The sequence below is a fragment of the Flavobacterium sp. N1719 genome (assembly GCF_025947045.1).
Lineage (GTDB): Bacteria > Bacteroidota > Bacteroidia > Flavobacteriales > Flavobacteriaceae > Flavobacterium > Flavobacterium stagni.
The window spans coordinates 1,028,605-1,046,184 of record NZ_CP109993.1; the positions used below are offsets into that span (position 1 = coordinate 1,028,605).

General features: G+C 40.9%; 16 protein-coding genes. 8 read left to right on the forward strand and 8 right to left on the reverse strand.

The window, feature by feature from the left end; all coding sequences use genetic code 11:
• Positions 1 to 135: 135 nt before the first annotated feature.
• The gene (locus tag OLM45_RS04190) at positions 136 to 1,950 is read left to right on the forward strand and encodes a T9SS type A sorting domain-containing protein (protein ID WP_264512224.1); all 1,815 of its coding nucleotides are present in this window, start codon (positions 136 to 138) and stop codon (positions 1,948 to 1,950) included.
• A gap of 45 nt (positions 1,951 to 1,995) precedes the next feature.
• Positions 1,996 to 2,718 carry a T9SS type A sorting domain-containing protein gene (locus OLM45_RS04195; RefSeq protein ID WP_264512225.1) on the forward strand — a complete coding sequence of 241 codons (723 nt, stop codon included), beginning with the start codon at positions 1,996 to 1,998 and terminating at the stop codon, positions 2,716 to 2,718.
• A 53-nt stretch (positions 2,719 to 2,771) separates the two neighbouring features.
• Here OLM45_RS04195 and OLM45_RS04200 read toward each other — a convergent pair whose 3' ends face one another.
• The 3 genes from OLM45_RS04200 to OLM45_RS04210 are packed head-to-tail and all read right to left on the reverse strand — an operon-like array spanning position 2,772 to position 6,038.
• A complete protein-coding gene (locus OLM45_RS04200) occupies positions 2,772 to 3,857 on the reverse strand; it encodes a hypothetical protein (protein WP_264512227.1) in 1,086 nt (361 codons plus the stop codon).
• Position 3,858: 1 nt separating this feature from the next.
• Positions 3,859 to 5,559, reverse strand: a complete 1,701-nt coding sequence (locus tag OLM45_RS04205; RefSeq protein WP_264512228.1) for a DUF6029 family protein — start codon at positions 5,557 to 5,559, stop codon at positions 3,859 to 3,861.
• A 2-nt stretch (positions 5,560 to 5,561) separates the two neighbouring features.
• Positions 5,562 to 6,038 (reverse strand): TlpA family protein disulfide reductase, encoded by a 477-nt coding sequence (locus tag OLM45_RS04210; protein WP_129460092.1) that lies wholly within the window; start codon positions 6,036 to 6,038, stop codon positions 5,562 to 5,564.
• A gap of 84 nt (positions 6,039 to 6,122) precedes the next feature.
• Here OLM45_RS04210 and OLM45_RS04215 point away from each other — a divergent pair, with 84 nt between their 5' ends.
• The 4 genes from OLM45_RS04215 to OLM45_RS04230 all read left to right on the forward strand — a co-directional run bounded on the left by OLM45_RS04215 (position 6,123) and on the right by OLM45_RS04230 (position 8,442).
• Positions 6,123 to 6,971 carry an Omp28-related outer membrane protein gene (locus tag OLM45_RS04215; protein WP_264512230.1) on the forward strand — a complete coding sequence of 283 codons (849 nt, stop codon included), beginning with the start codon at positions 6,123 to 6,125 and terminating at the stop codon, positions 6,969 to 6,971.
• 66 nt (positions 6,972 to 7,037) lie between these two features.
• Positions 7,038 to 7,211: a hypothetical protein gene (locus OLM45_RS04220; protein WP_164974869.1), complete on the forward strand. Its 174-nt coding sequence runs from the start codon at positions 7,038 to 7,040 to the stop codon at positions 7,209 to 7,211.
• Between the two features lie 29 nt (positions 7,212 to 7,240).
• On the forward strand, positions 7,241 to 7,693 hold the full coding sequence (locus OLM45_RS04225) for a 6-pyruvoyl trahydropterin synthase family protein (RefSeq protein WP_129460090.1): 453 nt from the start codon (positions 7,241 to 7,243) through the stop codon (positions 7,691 to 7,693).
• Between the two features lie 2 nt (positions 7,694 to 7,695).
• Positions 7,696 to 8,442 carry a UDP-2,3-diacylglucosamine diphosphatase gene (locus OLM45_RS04230; protein WP_264512232.1) on the forward strand — a complete coding sequence of 249 codons (747 nt, stop codon included), beginning with the start codon at positions 7,696 to 7,698 and terminating at the stop codon, positions 8,440 to 8,442.
• Here the strand turns inward: OLM45_RS04230 and OLM45_RS04235 are convergent.
• From OLM45_RS04235 to OLM45_RS04255, 5 genes are all read right to left on the reverse strand, one after another.
• The gene (locus OLM45_RS04235) at positions 8,437 to 9,381 is read right to left on the reverse strand and encodes a hypothetical protein (RefSeq protein ID WP_264512234.1); all 945 of its coding nucleotides are present in this window, start codon (positions 9,379 to 9,381) and stop codon (positions 8,437 to 8,439) included. The genes OLM45_RS04230 and OLM45_RS04235 overlap by 6 nt on opposite strands.
• 160 nt (positions 9,382 to 9,541) lie before the next feature.
• Positions 9,542 to 10,798: an MFS transporter gene (locus tag OLM45_RS04240; protein WP_264512236.1), complete on the reverse strand. Its 1,257-nt coding sequence runs from the start codon at positions 10,796 to 10,798 to the stop codon at positions 9,542 to 9,544.
• Positions 10,791 to 12,491, reverse strand: coding sequence for a single-stranded-DNA-specific exonuclease RecJ (gene recJ / locus OLM45_RS04245; protein ID WP_264512238.1), 1,701 nt, complete (start codon positions 12,489 to 12,491; stop codon positions 10,791 to 10,793). The genes OLM45_RS04240 and recJ overlap by 8 nt, the downstream gene beginning before the upstream one ends.
• Positions 12,492 to 12,538: 47 nt before the next feature.
• The gene (gene rsmI, locus OLM45_RS04250; RefSeq protein WP_129460085.1) at positions 12,539 to 13,216 is read right to left on the reverse strand and encodes a 16S rRNA (cytidine(1402)-2'-O)-methyltransferase; all 678 of its coding nucleotides are present in this window, start codon (positions 13,214 to 13,216) and stop codon (positions 12,539 to 12,541) included.
• Positions 13,217 to 14,248 carry a hypothetical protein gene (locus tag OLM45_RS04255; RefSeq protein ID WP_264512240.1) on the reverse strand — a complete coding sequence of 344 codons (1,032 nt, stop codon included), beginning with the start codon at positions 14,246 to 14,248 and terminating at the stop codon, positions 13,217 to 13,219.
• 205 nt (positions 14,249 to 14,453) lie between these two features.
• Between OLM45_RS04255 and OLM45_RS04260 the strand changes: the two genes are divergently transcribed.
• Together OLM45_RS04260 and OLM45_RS04265 are read left to right on the forward strand one after the other, a co-directional pair.
• Positions 14,454 to 15,080, forward strand: coding sequence for a thymidine kinase (locus tag OLM45_RS04260; RefSeq protein WP_129460083.1), 627 nt, complete (start codon positions 14,454 to 14,456; stop codon positions 15,078 to 15,080).
• Between the two features lie 6 nt (positions 15,081 to 15,086).
• Positions 15,087 to 17,531 (forward strand): bifunctional UDP-N-acetylmuramoyl-tripeptide:D-alanyl-D-alanine ligase/alanine racemase, encoded by a 2,445-nt coding sequence (locus tag OLM45_RS04265; protein ID WP_264512242.1) that lies wholly within the window; start codon positions 15,087 to 15,089, stop codon positions 17,529 to 17,531.
• The last annotated feature ends 49 nt before the right edge of the window (positions 17,532 to 17,580 follow it).

The window sequence follows — 17,580 nt, forward strand, 5'->3', positions numbered from 1 at the left end:
TGTTATTGTAGCAAATTTTAACAGTTTTAATTTAAAAAAAGCATTGATTGATAGTCGATTATCTGTTTTATTTTCTTAAAATTGTGCAACTTTTTTAAGAAATACAAACTTACAAACGATTAACCTTTACCAAAAATGAAAAAAACTACTTTACTTTTTGCATTCCTTTTGGTGTCATTCTTGAGTCAGGCACAAATTGTTGCTTCTCAAAATTTTGATGCGGCACTGGGGTGGACTACGACAACAACGACCAGTGATGCTGGAACAACTATTAATGCTTGGGCAAGACGAACAACTGGAGGTGCTCCTGTTTGTTCCCCATTTGCAGGTGCCGGTATGGCGCGATTCAACTCGTATAATATCCCTGCTGCAGGAACAGGCCGATTAACATCGCCAGCCATTACTTTTGCAGGGGCAACTTACCGCGTAAAATTGAAAATGTTCCGTGATTCAGGATATCCAACGGATGCTGATAATATTAAAGTTTATTATAATACAACAGCTGCTGCTGGTGGAACATTATTAGGGACTGTAAATCGTTCTATTCAATTGGCGCCAGTTGTGGCTGCTGATGGGTGGTATGCTTATACATTTGATATTCCTGGAAATATTACAGGTACAGGTTATATCAATATTCTAGGAACTTCTCAATATGGAAATAATATTTTCATTGATGAAATCACCGTTGAACAAATTCAACCCGTTGATGCTGAAATGTCATCTGTAAACATGAATGCAATTGTTGCTGCTGGTTCAAAAGTGATCAGTGGTGTAATCAAAAATATGGGTACCACTGCCATTACTGCTATGGATGTGAAATGGCAAATTGGAAATGGAACGATTTATACTCAATCGTTGTCCGGATTGAATATTGCTGCAGGTCAAACCTATAATTACTCACATACCGATCAATGGAATGCTACTCCTGGTTCTTATTCTTTAAAAGTTTGGGTTGCCAATGTAAACGGACAAGCTGTTGATGGTGATGCAACCAATGATATGGTAACAAAATCAGTAGCTGTAGCAAGTGGAAGCACAACTCGCTTACCTTTATATGAAAAATTCTCTAGTTCAACTTGTGGACCATGTTACTCATTCAATACTAATTATTTTAGTCCTTTCTATACTACTGGAACGAATCACGACAACTTAGCTTTAATTTGCTATCAAGTTAACTGGCCAGGTACGGGCGACCCATATTATACAGCTGAAGTGGGAGAACGTGTTGCATATTATGGAGTAACGGGTGCGCCAACATTATATGTAGATTCAAAAGAAGGAACAAACTTCAATACAGCACAATTGCAATCGGCTTTGAATGCAGAAATGGCGGAACCGGCTTATTTTGCCATTAATGCTTCACGTTTGTTAAATGGTACTGACTTGACAGTAAATATTACTACTACTCCTTATTTAACAGGTACGTATACTGTACATGCTGTGGTTGTTGAGCGTATTACGACAGGAAACGTAGCAACCAATGGTGAAACATCTTTCAAAAATGTAATGATGAAAATGTTACCCGATCCATCAGGAACATCGGTTAACTTTACTTACGATACGCCCAATACGTTCTCATTGCAAGCAAGTTTGACTGGTTTGAACATTGAGGAAATGTCAGATATTGATGTTGTTGTTTTTGTTCAAAATACAGCGACTAAAGCGGTAATGCAAGCTGCATATGCAACAGATGCATTGGCTAATAATCAATTCCAATCCAATGCATTTGCTACATTGTATCCAAATCCATCGAATGGTATTGTTCAAATTGCTTCTGAAGATACAGTTTCAGTTGAAATTACTGATATGACTGGAAAAGTGGTTTTCAAATCGACAGGTATGGAAAACGGTGCTTCTATGAATTTAACATCGTTGCAAAAAGGAGTATATGTAGCTAAAATGACCAACACAACAGGCGCTACCCAATCTCAAAAAATTGTTTTAAATTAATAGTAAATAACGGGGGAAGTGATTCCCCCATTATATCCCCAAAAGATGAAAAAAGTGCTATTTTTCGGTTTGTTTTTAGTTGCTGGCTTGTCACAAGCTCAAATTGCAGTAACAAGACATAACAATACACCCATTGCTAACGGTCAGGTATTGGCCTTTAATACTATAGATTATCCACAAGCGGAGTTGGATTTTTACGTTAAAAATTTATCTTCTTCACCTGTAAATGTTCGCATAAACTGTATGACATTAACCAATTCAGATGGAATTGGCTTCGAATTATGTTTTGCCAATGAATGTCTTTCGGATGTCGAAGAAGGGAATAATTACCCGGTTAATTTACCGTATTTAACCATTCCAGCAGGAGGACAAAGTGGCAATGATGGCCATTTTTTAAATACAGTTGCAGGAGTTGCTCCCTATCCTAAAGATTATGCATTTCGTTTTTTCCAAGCGGGTAATCCAACAGGAAATACAGTAGATGTTACCTATCGCTATGACCCAGGATTATCGACAGCAGATATTCAACAATTGCAAGAAACTGGCGTGTTAATTAAAGCGACTACCATTTCTAATGAATTAACTTTAGATGTATTAAAAGCGTCTACTTTACAAGTTTTTGATTTCAATGGAAAATTAATTGCACAACAAAATTTACCTTATGGTATTCAAACGGTAGACACTGCTTCGTGGAATGCAGGTGTATACATTTTACAGTTTACGGATGCTTACGGAAATACATCTTCGAAGAAAGTTATTAAAGGATAATTGTAAGTTCAAACCATAAAAAAAGCCTGTTTTCACGAACAGGCTTTTTTTATTTAAAAAGAATTGATCCAATCTTCAACCAATTGAACACCTTCTTTATGTTTAACCGATCGACCTATAGCAGGCATGATATAAAATAAATCGGTTGTGGTATTGACACGATAATGAAGTATCGATTGCCCCACATTATTGGGTTGAACAATCCGACCATTGTATCCGGGTAATTGATGAAGTGCTGCGACGCCCACGCCCATATTTTCTGGATCGGTTGTGTCTTTAAATTCCATGCGTAAGGGATGGATTTGCGCTTCACCGCCGTCTTTATGACAATGAGCACAATTTGCATCAAAATACGAACGAATTCTGAGGTCTAAATTCTGTGACGTGTCATTATAATTAATTATTGAAGAAATGGAATTAGGGAGGTTGTTTTCTAAGTAACCGTAACTAATCCACTTACTCAGTTGATTGGTTGTTTCAGCGCCGTAGGGATAATTCCAATTGAGATTTTGGGGTTTGATACCAATCGGATTTTTTTTCAACGTAACAATATTGCCATGACAGCGATTGCATTCCATGGTGGTATTGGGTGTGCGGTAGGTAAAATTTAATACTTCATTTCCTTGTTGGATACTCAAACTTCGAGTGGTGCTGACCGTTTCTAGTAAAGCATCGGATTGATCAGGATTCCAAATGTATTCAGCAAAAATCCATCCGTCAGCCTTGCGAATCATCAATCGGGTTTCAATGATTTGTGTAGTTAAATTCGGTAAAACAGTATCATAATAAAACACCTTAATTAACACACTTCCTTCAGGTAATTCCAAGATATCTGCATCACTCACATAAGTAGCTTTGGTGTTTTTAGGCATCCAAACAAAGCGTTTTTTCAAAGCATAATCTGTGAAAAGTTCGCTAGCGGGTTTATACGGCAATACACCATAAACGGGTTGAAGATTCTTCAATTCCCCTTCAAAAAAATGATAATCCGAGAGTTTGGCATACGGCACTTGCGTCAGGTCACAAACTACAGGAGATTCGGGTACAGCTACATAATTATCTTCCTGGGAGGAACAAGAAAAAAAATATTGGCTTCCAATAAAAAGCAGCCCAATTCTTATTAATCGTCCCAATTTCATCTTAGAAAGAAGTATTAAAGGTTACGGTTAGACCCGAACTTTCAGGCACGAATCGACAAACACCCCCTACACAAACCAAACCACCGCGTTGACGGCCATAATTGAGTGACAAACGCGAGGCTTTTTTGCGGAACGAACCTCCAATATTGTAATAATGATTGCGGTAATAGTCTAAATCGTTGCCATAGTTGTACAAATCATACACATACATGGAAAATTTAGAATTGAAATTAAATTCTAAAGTAGCTGCTGCCCAATTTTTTCGGTCGTGATCCGCCCACATGTGTTCGCCCATGAAGCGCAACGATTGCCCTTTTTCAAATTTATAAATGACATCGGCACCAATGATGTGCGTTTTTACTTCTCCTTCAGCATCACCAATGTATTTCTTATTGTAATATTGGTTGATATAACTCAAAATAGTTTGCCATTTTGGGTTCCATTTTTTTGTGATTTCTACATTGAAATCAGCAAACATGCGTTGGCCAAACCCAAAGAAATCCGTTTTGTAATCTTGCGGATTATAGATGTAGTAGGTTCCGCTTAAAGCATTGTAATTGGAAAAGTTGGCCGCGATTTTTGTGCCGTATTTACCGCCCAGTTTCGTGCCTTTTTTGATGTCATAAAACATATCGATTTGACCTCCAATTTCACCCGCTTTCACGAAATCAGAACCCGCTAGCAATACATTAGGTTGTGCTTGATAAACGTAAATGTTTGCTAAATTATAATGGTGTTGTTTCGTCAAACTCGGAATAAAATTCATGATGCGATCATTATAAATATTCCCTTTGGCCGCTCTCTCTGAAAAGAAACTCATGTTTTCCAGCCTGCGAAACGTACCGTCAATTCCAAATCCTTTTTTGGAAAAACCAGCATTGACTAAGAGGGCACTTCCCGGTTTAATTAATCGGTTATCGATTTGGCCGGGCGCTTGTACTACGGCATCTTTGGTTTTGTAATCGTATTCTGCTGAGAAATAAACCGAATTATGGGATAGATTAATTCTACCAGAAAATCCGCTAGTTAAAGCATCGAAATTCGGATCAACAACATCCGTTTTTTCATAGCGGCCTACATAATTTCCGCCCAAAGTAAACTCCGTGGTTTCCCATTTAAACAATTTGGAAAGTCCCCATTCAAAGTCCCCACCAAAAATATCCGAATGGGCTACATCGAAACCTGTACGTTGTTTCCCATAAATCAATTTTAATGTAAAAGATGAAGAAGGTTTAAATAGTACACGACCTCCTCGAAGAGCATTATTGATGCCCAAAGCGCGGTCTTCCCAGCTTCTGAAAAGCAATCCACTCCCGAATTGTTCGTAAAAATAACCTGCAGTTACATCCAATTTTTCTCCTTTGTATTGGACAAAGTAGGTCGCTAAATTGGTGCCGTTGTATTTGGGGTTCATATTCAACAAGGCATTCTGCTCGTAGGCTTCACCTTGAATACCTGCCACCCATTTTTTATAGGTATAATTTAAAAAGAGGTAACTATTCGAACGCAACGGTTGTACAGGGTGAACTGTTGGATTGTTGTATTCGTCTTTTAATCCTTTGTCGTTTAAATACCATTGAATGTTGGACTCAATTCCGCCACTTAACGTGCCTTTTTCTTTGGGTTTTTCTTCCGTTTGTGCAAATGTCGTAGCCGAAATAAAAAGCGCAAGCGTAGTATTTAAAAGGTGTTTTTTAGTCATGATTATAATTGCTTCAATTTCGCTAATAATTCGTTTTCACTTCCAGGAACATAACCGTTTTGAATATGAACAATTTGTCCATTCTTCACTACAATGGTATAAGGAATATTGACAATAGTAAGGGCACGTTTTAAGTCTTGATTGGTGTCCAATAAGATCGTGTAGCCCCAACCTTTTCCGTTGACTAAAGGTTTTACCCGCTTTTGCGTACGCGCATCATCGGTTGAAATAGCGATAACTTGAAGGTTTAACTCTTTTTTCCAATCCTCAACAACATCGTTAAGTTCATCCAACTCGTTGATACATGGGCCACACCATGTTGCCCAAAAGGAGAAAATATACAATTTGTCTTTTTCAGCAAATTCTTTTTTCAGTTCGATGGATTTGCCTTCCAAGTTGGTTAGGGTAACTTCAGGTAAGGCCGTTTGTGCATTTGATAAAATGCTAAAAAAGAAGAGAAATACGATTAGTTTTTTCATGTTTGTTTGGTATTGTTGTACAAATAAATAAATAATCTTATAAATAGTAAAGGATTTTTCTTTTTATTTGTAACTATAAAACTAATGCATGGATTAGCTATGAATTTTAAGGCATTAAGCACCCTTTTTATTGCTGTAATTGTGCTGGTTTCTTGTCAAGATACCATCATTGTTGAAAACCGTCCCGATGGCTCTGCTACAGCGCCACCTGTTTCGGGATATTTGAAAAAAAATGTTCTTATTGAAGATTACACGGGGACATGGTGTGGAAACTGTACACGCGTGGCTTGGGCCATTGAAGAAGCTAAAGCGGTTTCTGATAAAGTGGTATCTGTTGCGATTCACAACGGAAATGACCCGTATCATTATGCGGATATTGCGCCATTGAAAAATTTGATTTTACCCACATCGCAGTTGGCATTACCTGTATCCCGTTTAAACCGAATGATTGTGTGGAGTTTTCCTGAAACTTCCAATGTGCAACAAGCTTTAGACTTAACAGGAAACAATACAACAATTGGTTTGGCGATGAATTCAACGGTGGCCAACGGGAATATCAATTTGGATGTCAAAGTAAAATGCTTAGATAATTATGAAGGATTGAAATTGGTCGTGTACCTTTTGGAAGACAAATTATACTATAACCAACGCAATTACTACAGTGATTTGTACGGTGGTGTGAATCCGATACCCAATTTTGAACACAATCACGTATTGCGCGCATCGCTAACCGATATTACGGGTGAAGCAATAACTGGAACAGTGAATGGAGCAACCGTTACGCGTAATTTTTCGATTCCGGTGCCTGCCAATATCGCCAATCCTGCCAACATCAGTTTTGTGGCTTTCTTGACCAAAGCGTCCGATAATATTGCGATAAATGCACGGGCCGCTCATGCCAACGAGAATCAAAGTTTCCAAGAAAATCCTTAAGAAAAATAACACAAAAGGCTGTCCGATGGGCGGCCTTTTTTGTACCTTTGAGTATACTTTTATAACATGACATTTTTTGCTCTCGTTCAAGCGGTCAACATCGATCAAAAACTGAAAAACGCACCCGATAGTGGTTATGCCATTGGGGTATGGATAGGTAATATTCTACCTTTTGTCCTATTAGCCGGTGCCGCCTATTGGATGTATTACCGTTCCAAAAACCGCAAGGATTTAGAATAAATCGTATTTTTGCCGAGTAAATTTACCTTATGAGTACGATTCGTATTACCAAACAATTCAATTTTGAAACCGGTCATGCCCTGTATGGCTATGATGGAAAATGTAAAAATGTTCACGGGCATAGTTATAAATTATCCGTTACTGTGATTGGTAAGCCGATTACCGATACTTCTAATGTGAAATACGGGATGGTTATCGATTTCTCTGATTTGAAGAAAATCGTAAAAGAAGAAATCGTTGATGTGTTTGATCACGCGACAGTATTTAATAAAAATACACCCCATATTGAGTTAGCAGCCGAACTCCAAACGCGAGGGCATCATGTGATTTTGGTAGAATACCAGCCGACTAGTGAAAATATGGTCATTGATTTTGCGGCTAAAATTCGAAGCCGACTTCCCGAAAACATTCAATTATTCTCTTTACGTTTACAAGAAACGGAAACGTCGTATGCCGAATGGTATGCTTCTGATAATTCCTAAATATGGCCAAAAAAATCTATTTTGCTTCCGACCAACATTTGGGTGCACCCACACCTGAAGCGAGTTTCCCGCGCGAACAACGATTTGTGGCGTGGCTCGATACGGTAAAGCAAGATGCCGAAGCTATTTTTTTACTCGGCGATTTATTTGATTTTTGGTTCGAATACAAAACCGTAGTGCCCAAAGGCTTTGTGCGTGTTCTCGGAAAGTTAGCCGAAATTCGCGACAGCGGCATTCCGATTTACTTTTTTGTAGGGAACCACGATTTGTGGATGGGTGATTATTTTGAAAAAGAATTGAACATTCCCGTTTACCACGACAATCAAATATTCACTTTTCATGGGAAGTCGTTTTTAATTGGTCACGGCGACGGCAAAGGTCCAGGCGACAAAGGCTACAAGCGCATGAAAAAAGTTTTCACGAATCCTTTTTCCAAATGGTTGTACCGCTGGTTGCATCCCGATGTTGGGGTGAAATTAGCCCAATATCTTTCTGTAAAAAACAAATTGATATCGGGAGAATCCGATGTGAAGTTTTTGGGTGAAGACAACGAATGGCTCGTACAATACTGCAAACGAAAACTGGAAACCCAACACTTCGATTATTTTGTCTTTGGTCACCGCCACTTACCGATGACAATTGCTTTAAATGAGCAATCAACCTATATCAATCTCGGCGATTGGGTGGGCTATTTTACTTATGGCGTTTTTGATGGAACGCAATTTTCTTTAGAAAAATTCGAATTATAATTTTCGGCCAATCAAGTTAACGGCGGGTGTTCGGATACTACTTTTACTTGGTTTTTTGAAAAATTGAAAGGCAAAGTCATAATTAATCCAAACATTGGCGTTGTATAATACTTCCGTTTCTTTTTGCGATTCAAAGTCGCGAAATTTGGTATAAAAGTTAGTTTCATCCGAACATTGAAACTTAATCAGGGTTTGTTCTTCTACAGGGGGCTGAATCACTTTTTGATTTTCGTCCAAATAGTCGACCAATTCAAAGGCAACTAATACTTCTTCGCCTTGTGCCATGACATAATCAATGGGTGTAATGATTTTGTTTTTTTGTTTGGGCACTACTGTTTGGATGGGTGAAATATAGACGGGAATCGCTTGAAACGGACTGATAAAGGTGCGTTGTGGAACGGAATTGTTTACGACAACTTTATAAAACAAAATTCGATAGCGCGTGGTATGTACCACTTTTTTCACATACCATTGCACTTGTTCTAAGGCTAAATCTGACCCATTATTATTCGTAAGAAGGATGCCAAACAGTAGCTGTTTTTGGATATACATGCCTCTTGAATTAGGTAAAATACGGCCTTGTTCGCCTAATGTTATTTTTTCTGGTAGATTTCCAATGACCACTTCATCCAATTCGTAGACTTTTTTCTTGAGAAAGATAATATCGGTCAAACTATCTCGGGATACGCCTTTGGTTTCGAAATTAAGTTTGGAAAAAGTAATTGAGTCAAAGGGAATTTGGGGTAACGTAAGTGCTTCTTTTTCTGGGGAGATGCCTTCAAAGACTTTCTTTTTTTGGTGAAAAAGGTGAAAATTCACTTCAGGTAAAAATTCGCTGGTTTCTTCATCTAGAAGTAAAAAGTGTTGGCTTTGTGCCCGAGAAACAGGAGCAAGAGATAGGAGTAGGCAGAGAAATAGCGTTGAAAATAGTGGCTTCATGAAGTGAAGATACGGTTTTTACCTTCATGATTTGAAAACGGTACGTCGATTCAGCCCCGATCGTCCCGAAGTCTCGGGAGCATCCCCCGATTTTTATCGGGGATATAGCGAAGAGCGGGACAGTAGTCATTAGAAAGCCAAAGTGTATGCTGCCTAATAATTACAATTCTTCAATTTTTTTATGAATGTCCAATTTCCGGAAAGAAGGAGAGAGTAATCCCGTTGCAGTTACCGTCAAAAGAGTCATTGTGCCGCCAAAAACCACAGCCGTCACCGTTCCCATTAATTTGGCGGTCAAGCCACTTTCAAACGCCCCGAGTTCGTTGGACGAACCTACAAAAATGGAATTCACCGAAGCAACCCGTCCGCGCATGTGATCAGGAGTTTCCAATTGTAATATGGTTTGACGAATGACCACCGAAACGCCGTCAAATACGCCGCTTAAAAACAGTGCCGCTACCGAAACCCAGAAGTACGTGGAGAGTCCGAACACAATCATACACACGCCGAAAAGAAATATGGCCACCAACAATTTCATGCCCGCATTTTTATTTAACGGAATGTAAGCAGCGAGAATCATAGTGAGAAACGAACCCACAGCCGGAGCCGCGCGCAAAATACCAAATCCTTCGGAACCTACTTTTAAAATATCTTGGGCAAATACGGGAAGTAAAGCAATGGCACCGCCAAATAGTACGGCAATCATGTCTAGCGTAATGGCGTTTAATATGGTTTTATTGTGAAAAACAAAGCGCACGCCTTCTTTCAAACTTTGCATGATGGGCTCGCCTATTTTGGTGTTCAAAATGGGTTTTCTTTCAATTTGAGTAAGAAAAAGTAAGGCCAAAATCGTACAGCCAAACACAAAGCAAAGCGAAAAATGAACGCCAAAATAGCGAATCGCAATTCCGGAAAGGGCTGGACCCGTAACCGCGGCGATTTGCCACACTGAACTACTCCAGGTGGAAGCGTTGGGGTACACTTTTTTGGGAATCAACTGACCCAAAAGTGAAAATACAGAAGGCGTTATGAAGGCCCGAACTAAGCCGCCCAAGAACACTAAGCCGTAAATGGTATAAAGCACCGTTTGGGTAGAATAGCCTTTCGTTATTCCGGGGATTGTGACTAAAAATAAACCGAGACTGATGGTAGAAAAGGCCATCAAACATTTGGCCAACAATCCTTTTTTCTCACTTTGATCTACGATATGTCCGGCAAATAAAGCCATACTTACCGCAGGAATAATTTCCATCAAACCAATAATTCCCAGCGACAGCGGGTCTTTCGTCATGGAATACACTTCCCATTCGATAATGACAAATTGCATGGACCAGGCAAAGACCAAGGCAAAGCGCATGAGGAGGAAGAAATTAAATTCGCGAAAGCGTAACGCTTCGTAGGGATCGTTTTTAGTCATTATGAAGTTGTAAATCTTTCAATCGAAGTTGCAAAGTTACGGAACCGTTGAATTCATTTTCATCCAAACAGAAGACAGCATCGATTTTTTGGCGATTTTGTGTCAACTTTAACTTTTCGCCCAAGCCAAATCCTACAGCGCCTAAGGTTTCAGAAGCGCCTTGTTTGAGGTTGAGTTTAAGATGGGTTTCGTCACTACCAATGCGTTTTCCATAACCTGTATCATACACGGATTGGGCCAAAAAGGTGGGCGTCATATTCCCAGGACCATAGGGTTCGAATTGCTTCAACAACCGCATCAATTTGGGTGTGATTTCTGAAAATTGGATTTCGGCATCGACCGCTATTTCAGGAATTAGAAGGTTGGGGTCAATGGTTTTTTTGACCACTTCTTCAAAAGCCGCTTTAAAGGCCGGATAGTTTTCTTCATACAAGGTCATTCCAGCCGCATACTTATGTCCGCCAAATTGAATAAGGTGTTCGCTACACGCTTCCAAAGCTTCGTACAAATCAAAATCTTTGACCGAACGCGCTGAGGCGGCCAGTTTATCGCCACTTTTGGTAAACACGATGGTCGGACGGTAATAGGTTTCGGTGAGGCGAGAGGCCACGATTCCGATGACGCCTTTGTGCCAGTTTTCTTGGTAAACTACAGTGGTAAAACGTTCGGTTTCGTTCAAATCCTGAATTTGACGTAACGCTTCTTCGGTGATGGTTTTGTCCAATTCCCGACGGTCTTTGTTATGTTGTTCAATGTCGGCGGCAAATTGAACGGCTTGTTCCAAATTCATTTCGGTCAACAAGCTCACGGCAGCGTTGCCATGTTGGATTCGACCCGCGGCGTTGATGCGTGGCGCTATGATAAATACGACATCGGTAATGGTGAGTTCGCTTTTCTTGACTTGTGTGAGTAATGCTTTGATGCCAGGTCTCGGATTCTCGTTGATGACTTGCAAGCCAAATTTGGCCAACACCCGATTTTCACCCGTGATAGGCACAATATCGGCAGCGATTGCTGTGGCGACCAAATCGAGATAGGGAATCAAATCCAAAATGGTTTGCCCACGGCGTTCCGACAAGGCTTGGATCAATTTAAATCCGACGCCACACCCACAGAGTTCGTCATAGGGATAACTACAATCGTCCCGTTTGGGATCCAAAACGGCCACGGCATCGGGCAAGGTGTCGCCGGGGCGGTGGTGGTCACAGATAATGAAATCAATGCCTTTGGCTTTGGCGTAATTGACATGATCGATGGATTTAATGCCGCAGTCCAAGGCGATAATTAAAGTCATCCCGTTGTCTTCGGCAAAATCGATTCCTTGGTAGGACACGCCGTAGCCTTCGGCATAGCGGTCGGGAATGTAAGTAGCCACATTGGGATAAAAACTACGAAGGTAGGAAGCCATCAAAGAAACGGCTGTTGTACCATCAACATCATAATCACCAAACACCAAGATATTTTCTCGGTTGTTTATGGCTTGTTCGATACGAAACACCGCTTGTTCCATATCTTTCATGAGATACGGATTGTGTAAGTCGTTTAAGGTTGGGCGAAAAAAAGCTTTAGCTTCTTCGTAAGTGGTGATGCCACGTTGAACCAATAAATTGGCTACGAGTTCATCGACATGCAGTACGTCCATCAAATGGCGTACGGCAGAGGGATTCGGCTTTGAGTGAAAGTTCCAGCGCATAGGTGTTGGTTTTAAAAATTTTGGCGTATAAAAACATAATCAATATATTATTTCGTGGGTTTGCCGCCAACTACAGCGACAATTTCCCCTTTGGGTGGTTTGGCTTCATAATGTTTAAGCACCTCTTCGGCAGTTCCACGAATCGTTTCTTCGTGGAGTTTGGTGATTTCTCGTGAAATGGAAACCGGTCGGTCAGCTCCAAAGTACTGAACAAATTCGCCCAAGGTTTTCACCAATTTATGCGGCGAAACATAGAGAATCATCGTCCGGGTTTCTTCAGCGAGTTGGAGGTAACGTGTTTGCCGTCCTTTTTTTTCGGGTAAAAAACCTTCAAAAATAAAACGATCGTTGGGTAAGCCGCTGTTCACCAAAGCCGGGACAAAAGCCGTGGCGCCGGGTAAGCAGTCCACTTCTATACCATTTTCCACACAAGCACGGGTCAATAGAAATCCGGGGTCGGAAATCGCAGGTGTTCCCGCATCACTGATCAAAGCAACCGTTTCTCCTGCTTGAATGCGTTTCACCCAATGGTCCACCGTTTTGTGTTCATTGTGCATGTGGTGGCTTTGCATGGGTGTGGTAATCTCAAAATGTTTCAAGAGTTTACCGCTGTTTCGGGTATCTTCCGCCAAAATCATATCGGCTTCTTGCAAGACTTTCACGGCGCGAAACGTCATATCGTCTAAGTTGCCAATGGGCGTGGGTACCAAATACAATTTTCCCATTTACGAGAATTTTTTAGCCACAATAGCAATAAATCGTTCGGCATAATCATCCACTCCGTCCCAATTGTTATAATCGGGTTTGATGATTTCGTCGATAAAATCTTTCGCTTCTTCAAATGTGGAAAAGGTATTCAATTGCGACAACACACGGTTGTAATCTTCGGTGCTGTCTGCAAATAAGAATTTCACAAACGCAATTTTATCGTTTAAACCAATGTTGATGGATTTGGAATGCAATTCATTCAAGGATTTTCCTTGTTCTTCAATCACATTTTTTAGGGAAGGCGGCACCACTACATCATCGGGTTTAACAAATACGGGTTCGGTATAATTTTCACCCAACAAATCGGCTAGCGAAATTTGTTTGGGTTCGTCTTTCTTCGGAGATTCAACTGCGGGTTCGTCCACCACAGTTGGGGCAACTTCAGGGGCAACTTCTACCGTTTCTTCTTCTTCTTCTTCTTCTTCCACCATCGGCTCGGCAGCCAATTCAAATATGGGTTCGAAGTCCAAATCCGATTTTGCTTCCGTCATCGGTACTTCTTCTTCCTCGTCTTCCTCATCTAAAGTGATTTCACCCACAATTACAGGTTCTTCCTCTATAGTTTCTTCTTCTGTAGCTTCAGTTTCCACTTCTTCCACTTCTTCCACTTCTTCCACTTCATCTACTTCTTCTTCCACTTCATCCACCTCATCCACTTCTTCTGCAACGACTTCCGTTTCCGACTCCGTTTCCACTTCTTCTTCCGTTTCCACTTTTTCTTCCACAACTACAGGAGCTTCTTCCACAACGGGAGCTGCTACTGCAACTACTTCTGGAGCATCCAACGCAGCGTCCAATTTGGCTTCCAATTCTTCGACAGCCACATCATTTTTCACGACTTCATAGTTATCGCCGTAAAATTTTAAAACCGCCAAGGTTTCGTACAATTTTTTGGATTCTAAATACAATTGGTCGACTTCCGATTTGTTGCGGAGTTTTAAAATGCGGTGTGCAATACTTATGAGTTCAGCTTCCAGTCTTTTTTTCATGGTGCGTTACAATTTGTCAAATAAGACGAAAACCCGCGTGGAGTCTCATCTACAGAATCGATTGAGTTTAGGTTTAGGTTACGAAATCATCAAACTCTTTATAACTTTATGCCTCGGGTAGGAGGAAGTCATGGGAATTTTGATATTTTTGTTTCTGTACAAATGTAACAGAAAAATACCTAATTCATACTAACGAAATTAGTAAATGTTTCTAGAAAATACGGTTAATCACGAAGAACAATTTGGGTGGATCGAAGTCATCTGCGGCTCCATGTTTTCAGGCAAAACGGAGGAATTGATCCGTCGTTTACGTCGGGCCCAATTTGCCAAACAACGCGTGGAAATTTTCAAGCCCGCCATCGATGTTCGCTACGACGAAGAAATGGTGGTTTCGCACAATAAAAACGAAATTCGCTCCACACCCGTTCCCGCTGCCGCCAATATCGCCATTCTAGCCCAAGGCTGTGATGTGGTCGGTATTGACGAAGCGCAGTTCTTTGATGATGAAATTGTAAAAATTTGTAACGATCTTGCTAATTCAGGCATTCGTGTAATTGTGGCCGGATTGGATATGGATTTTAAAGGTAATCCGTTCGGACCCATGCCAGCGCTGATGGCAACCGCCGAGTATGTGACCAAAGTGCACGCCGTGTGTACCCGAACAGGAAATTTAGCCCATTACAGTTTTCGTAAATCCAGTAACGACAACCTAGTTTTACTTGGAGAAACCGAAGAATACGAACCGCTCAGTCGTGCCGCTTACTTCAAAGCGATGCGCGAAAATATCGAAGTCAACGATCACGAAGAATTACCTTCTGACACCAACGAATAATATCCTGTGACACTATCCATCCGAAATATCATTCCGATTCTTAAAGCACAATTTCAAGGTGATCGGGAGGTGGCTATTATCGACTCCGTTTCTATCGACAGTCGTTCGCTCCAAAATGGAGAAAACACCTTGTTTTTTGCGTTGATCGGACCCAATCACGACGGGCATGAATACCTATCTGAACTCCTGGAACAAGGCGTGTTTAATTTTGTGGTGCAGCAGGTGCCCGATGCATTGGTAGGCAAAGCCAATTTTTTAATCGTTGAAAATTCGCTCGAAGCGCTCCAAACCTTTGCCGCTAAATACCGTTCAAACTTTACCTTTCCCATCATAGGAATCACCGGAAGTAACGGAAAAACCATCGTAAAAGAATGGTTGAACTTTTTACTGAGTCCGGATTATAATATTATTCGTAGTCCGAAGAGTTATAACTCCCAAGTGGGTGTACCGCTTTCGGTTTTAGGAATTAACGAAAAACACAACCTCGGTATTTTTGAAGCGGGAATTTCTACCGTGGATGAAATGGCAAATTTGGAAAAAATCATCCGTCCCACCATCGGAATTCTAACGAATATCGGTTCGGCACACGATGAAGGTTTTCATGATGCTGGCGAAAAAATCAAGGAAAAACTCAAATTGTTTCCCTCCGTCGACGTGCTCATTCTCAATAAGAATCGCACCATCGATGCCTTTCTTTCGCCCAAAGTCAAAACCTTCACCTGGAGCTCTGACGATGGCAAAGCCGATGTGTTTGTGATGGCGAATGAAAAACCCGACCAAACGGAATTGCGCATTACTTACCAAAAACAATGTTTCAAAGTTGTCATTCCGTTTTCCGACCAAGCTTCGATTGAAAATGCAATTCATTGTCTCATGCTCATGTTGTATTTGCAGTATGACGAAGCGGTCATTCAAGCGCGCATGCAACAGTTGTATCCCGTCGAAATGCGTTTGAAAGTCAAAAACGGTATTCACAATACGCGCATTATTGACGACAGTTATAGTTCCGACTTCCAATCCCTGAAAATTGCATTGGATTTCTTGGAGAGTCAGAAGCAATACAAAAAGAAAACCCTCATTTTATCCGATATTTTTCAAAGTGGTTTGAGTAATGACGAACTCTATGCTCAGGTTTCATTTTTAATTGTGACCAACCAGATCAATCGGGTGATTGCCATCGGACCCACGATTTCGGGTTACCAACGGAAGTTTCCCAACGGATTGTCCTTTCCCACTACGCAAGCGTTTTTGGATGTGATGGATACAATTTCCTTTGCCAATGAAACGGTATTGATCAAAGGCGCACGCCATTTTCATTTTGAAGAAATTGTAACGGCCTTGGAAGAGAAAACCCACGAAACCGTGTTGGAAATTAACCTCAATGCCATCAGTCATAACCTGAATTTTTACAAATCCAAACTCCAACCCGACACCAAACTCATGGTGATGGTGAAAGCGTTTAGCTACGGGAATGGCGGGTATGAAATTGCCAAATTGCTGGCCCATCACAAAGTGGATTATTTGGGTGTCGCTTTCGCGGATGAAGGAATCGCCTTGAAACAAGCGGGAATCGAACTCCCCATCATGGTGATGAATCCCGAGAGTACGAGTTATCAATCGCTGATTCAACACGGACTCGAACCGGAGATTTATTCGTTAAAAGGTCTCAATGCTTTTGTGAAATTGGCCGAAGAAAAACGACTCAAGCATTTTCCCATTCATATCAAACTCGACACGGGCATGCACCGATTAGGGTTTATGGAAGCCGATATGCCCCAACTCATCGCTCGTTTGCAACAAACCCAAGCGGTGGAAGTGAAAAGTATCTTGTCGCATCTTGCAGCCAGCGATTCTATGGCATATGTCGATTTTACCTTAGACCAAATTAAATTGTACAAAACCCTGTCGGAGCAATTGATGGAAGCCCTGAAAATCCAGCCTATCCGACATATTTTAAATACTTCTGGAATTTCCAATTTCGGTCAGGCGCAATTTGATATGGTGCGCTTGGGTATTGGATTGTATGGAGTTTCTAATGACGAAGACGAACAAAAGCTGCTGGAACAAGTCGCTACGTTAAAATCGATTATTTCACAAATTCGGGTGATCGAACCCGGAGAGAGTGTGGGTTATAGCCGTCGATTCATGGCCGAACGTCTTACCCGAGTCGCTACGGTGCCGATTGGTTACGCCGACGGAATCTCGCGCCATTGGGGCAATGGCAACGGTTATGTCACTATTAAAAATAAAAAAGCACCCATTTTGGGCAGTGTTTGCATGGACATGTTGATGGTGGATGTGACCGATATCGATTGTAAGGAAGGCAACGAAGTAATCATTTTTGGAAAAGATCCTTCGGTGATGCACATGGCCAAAGTGTTGGGTACGATTCCTTACGAAATCATGACCTCCATTTCCCAACGCGTGAAGCGAATTTTTTATCGAGAGTAAGATTTTCAATTTTTTTTCGTAGTATTGGAAATGATTCTGTTGATAATCA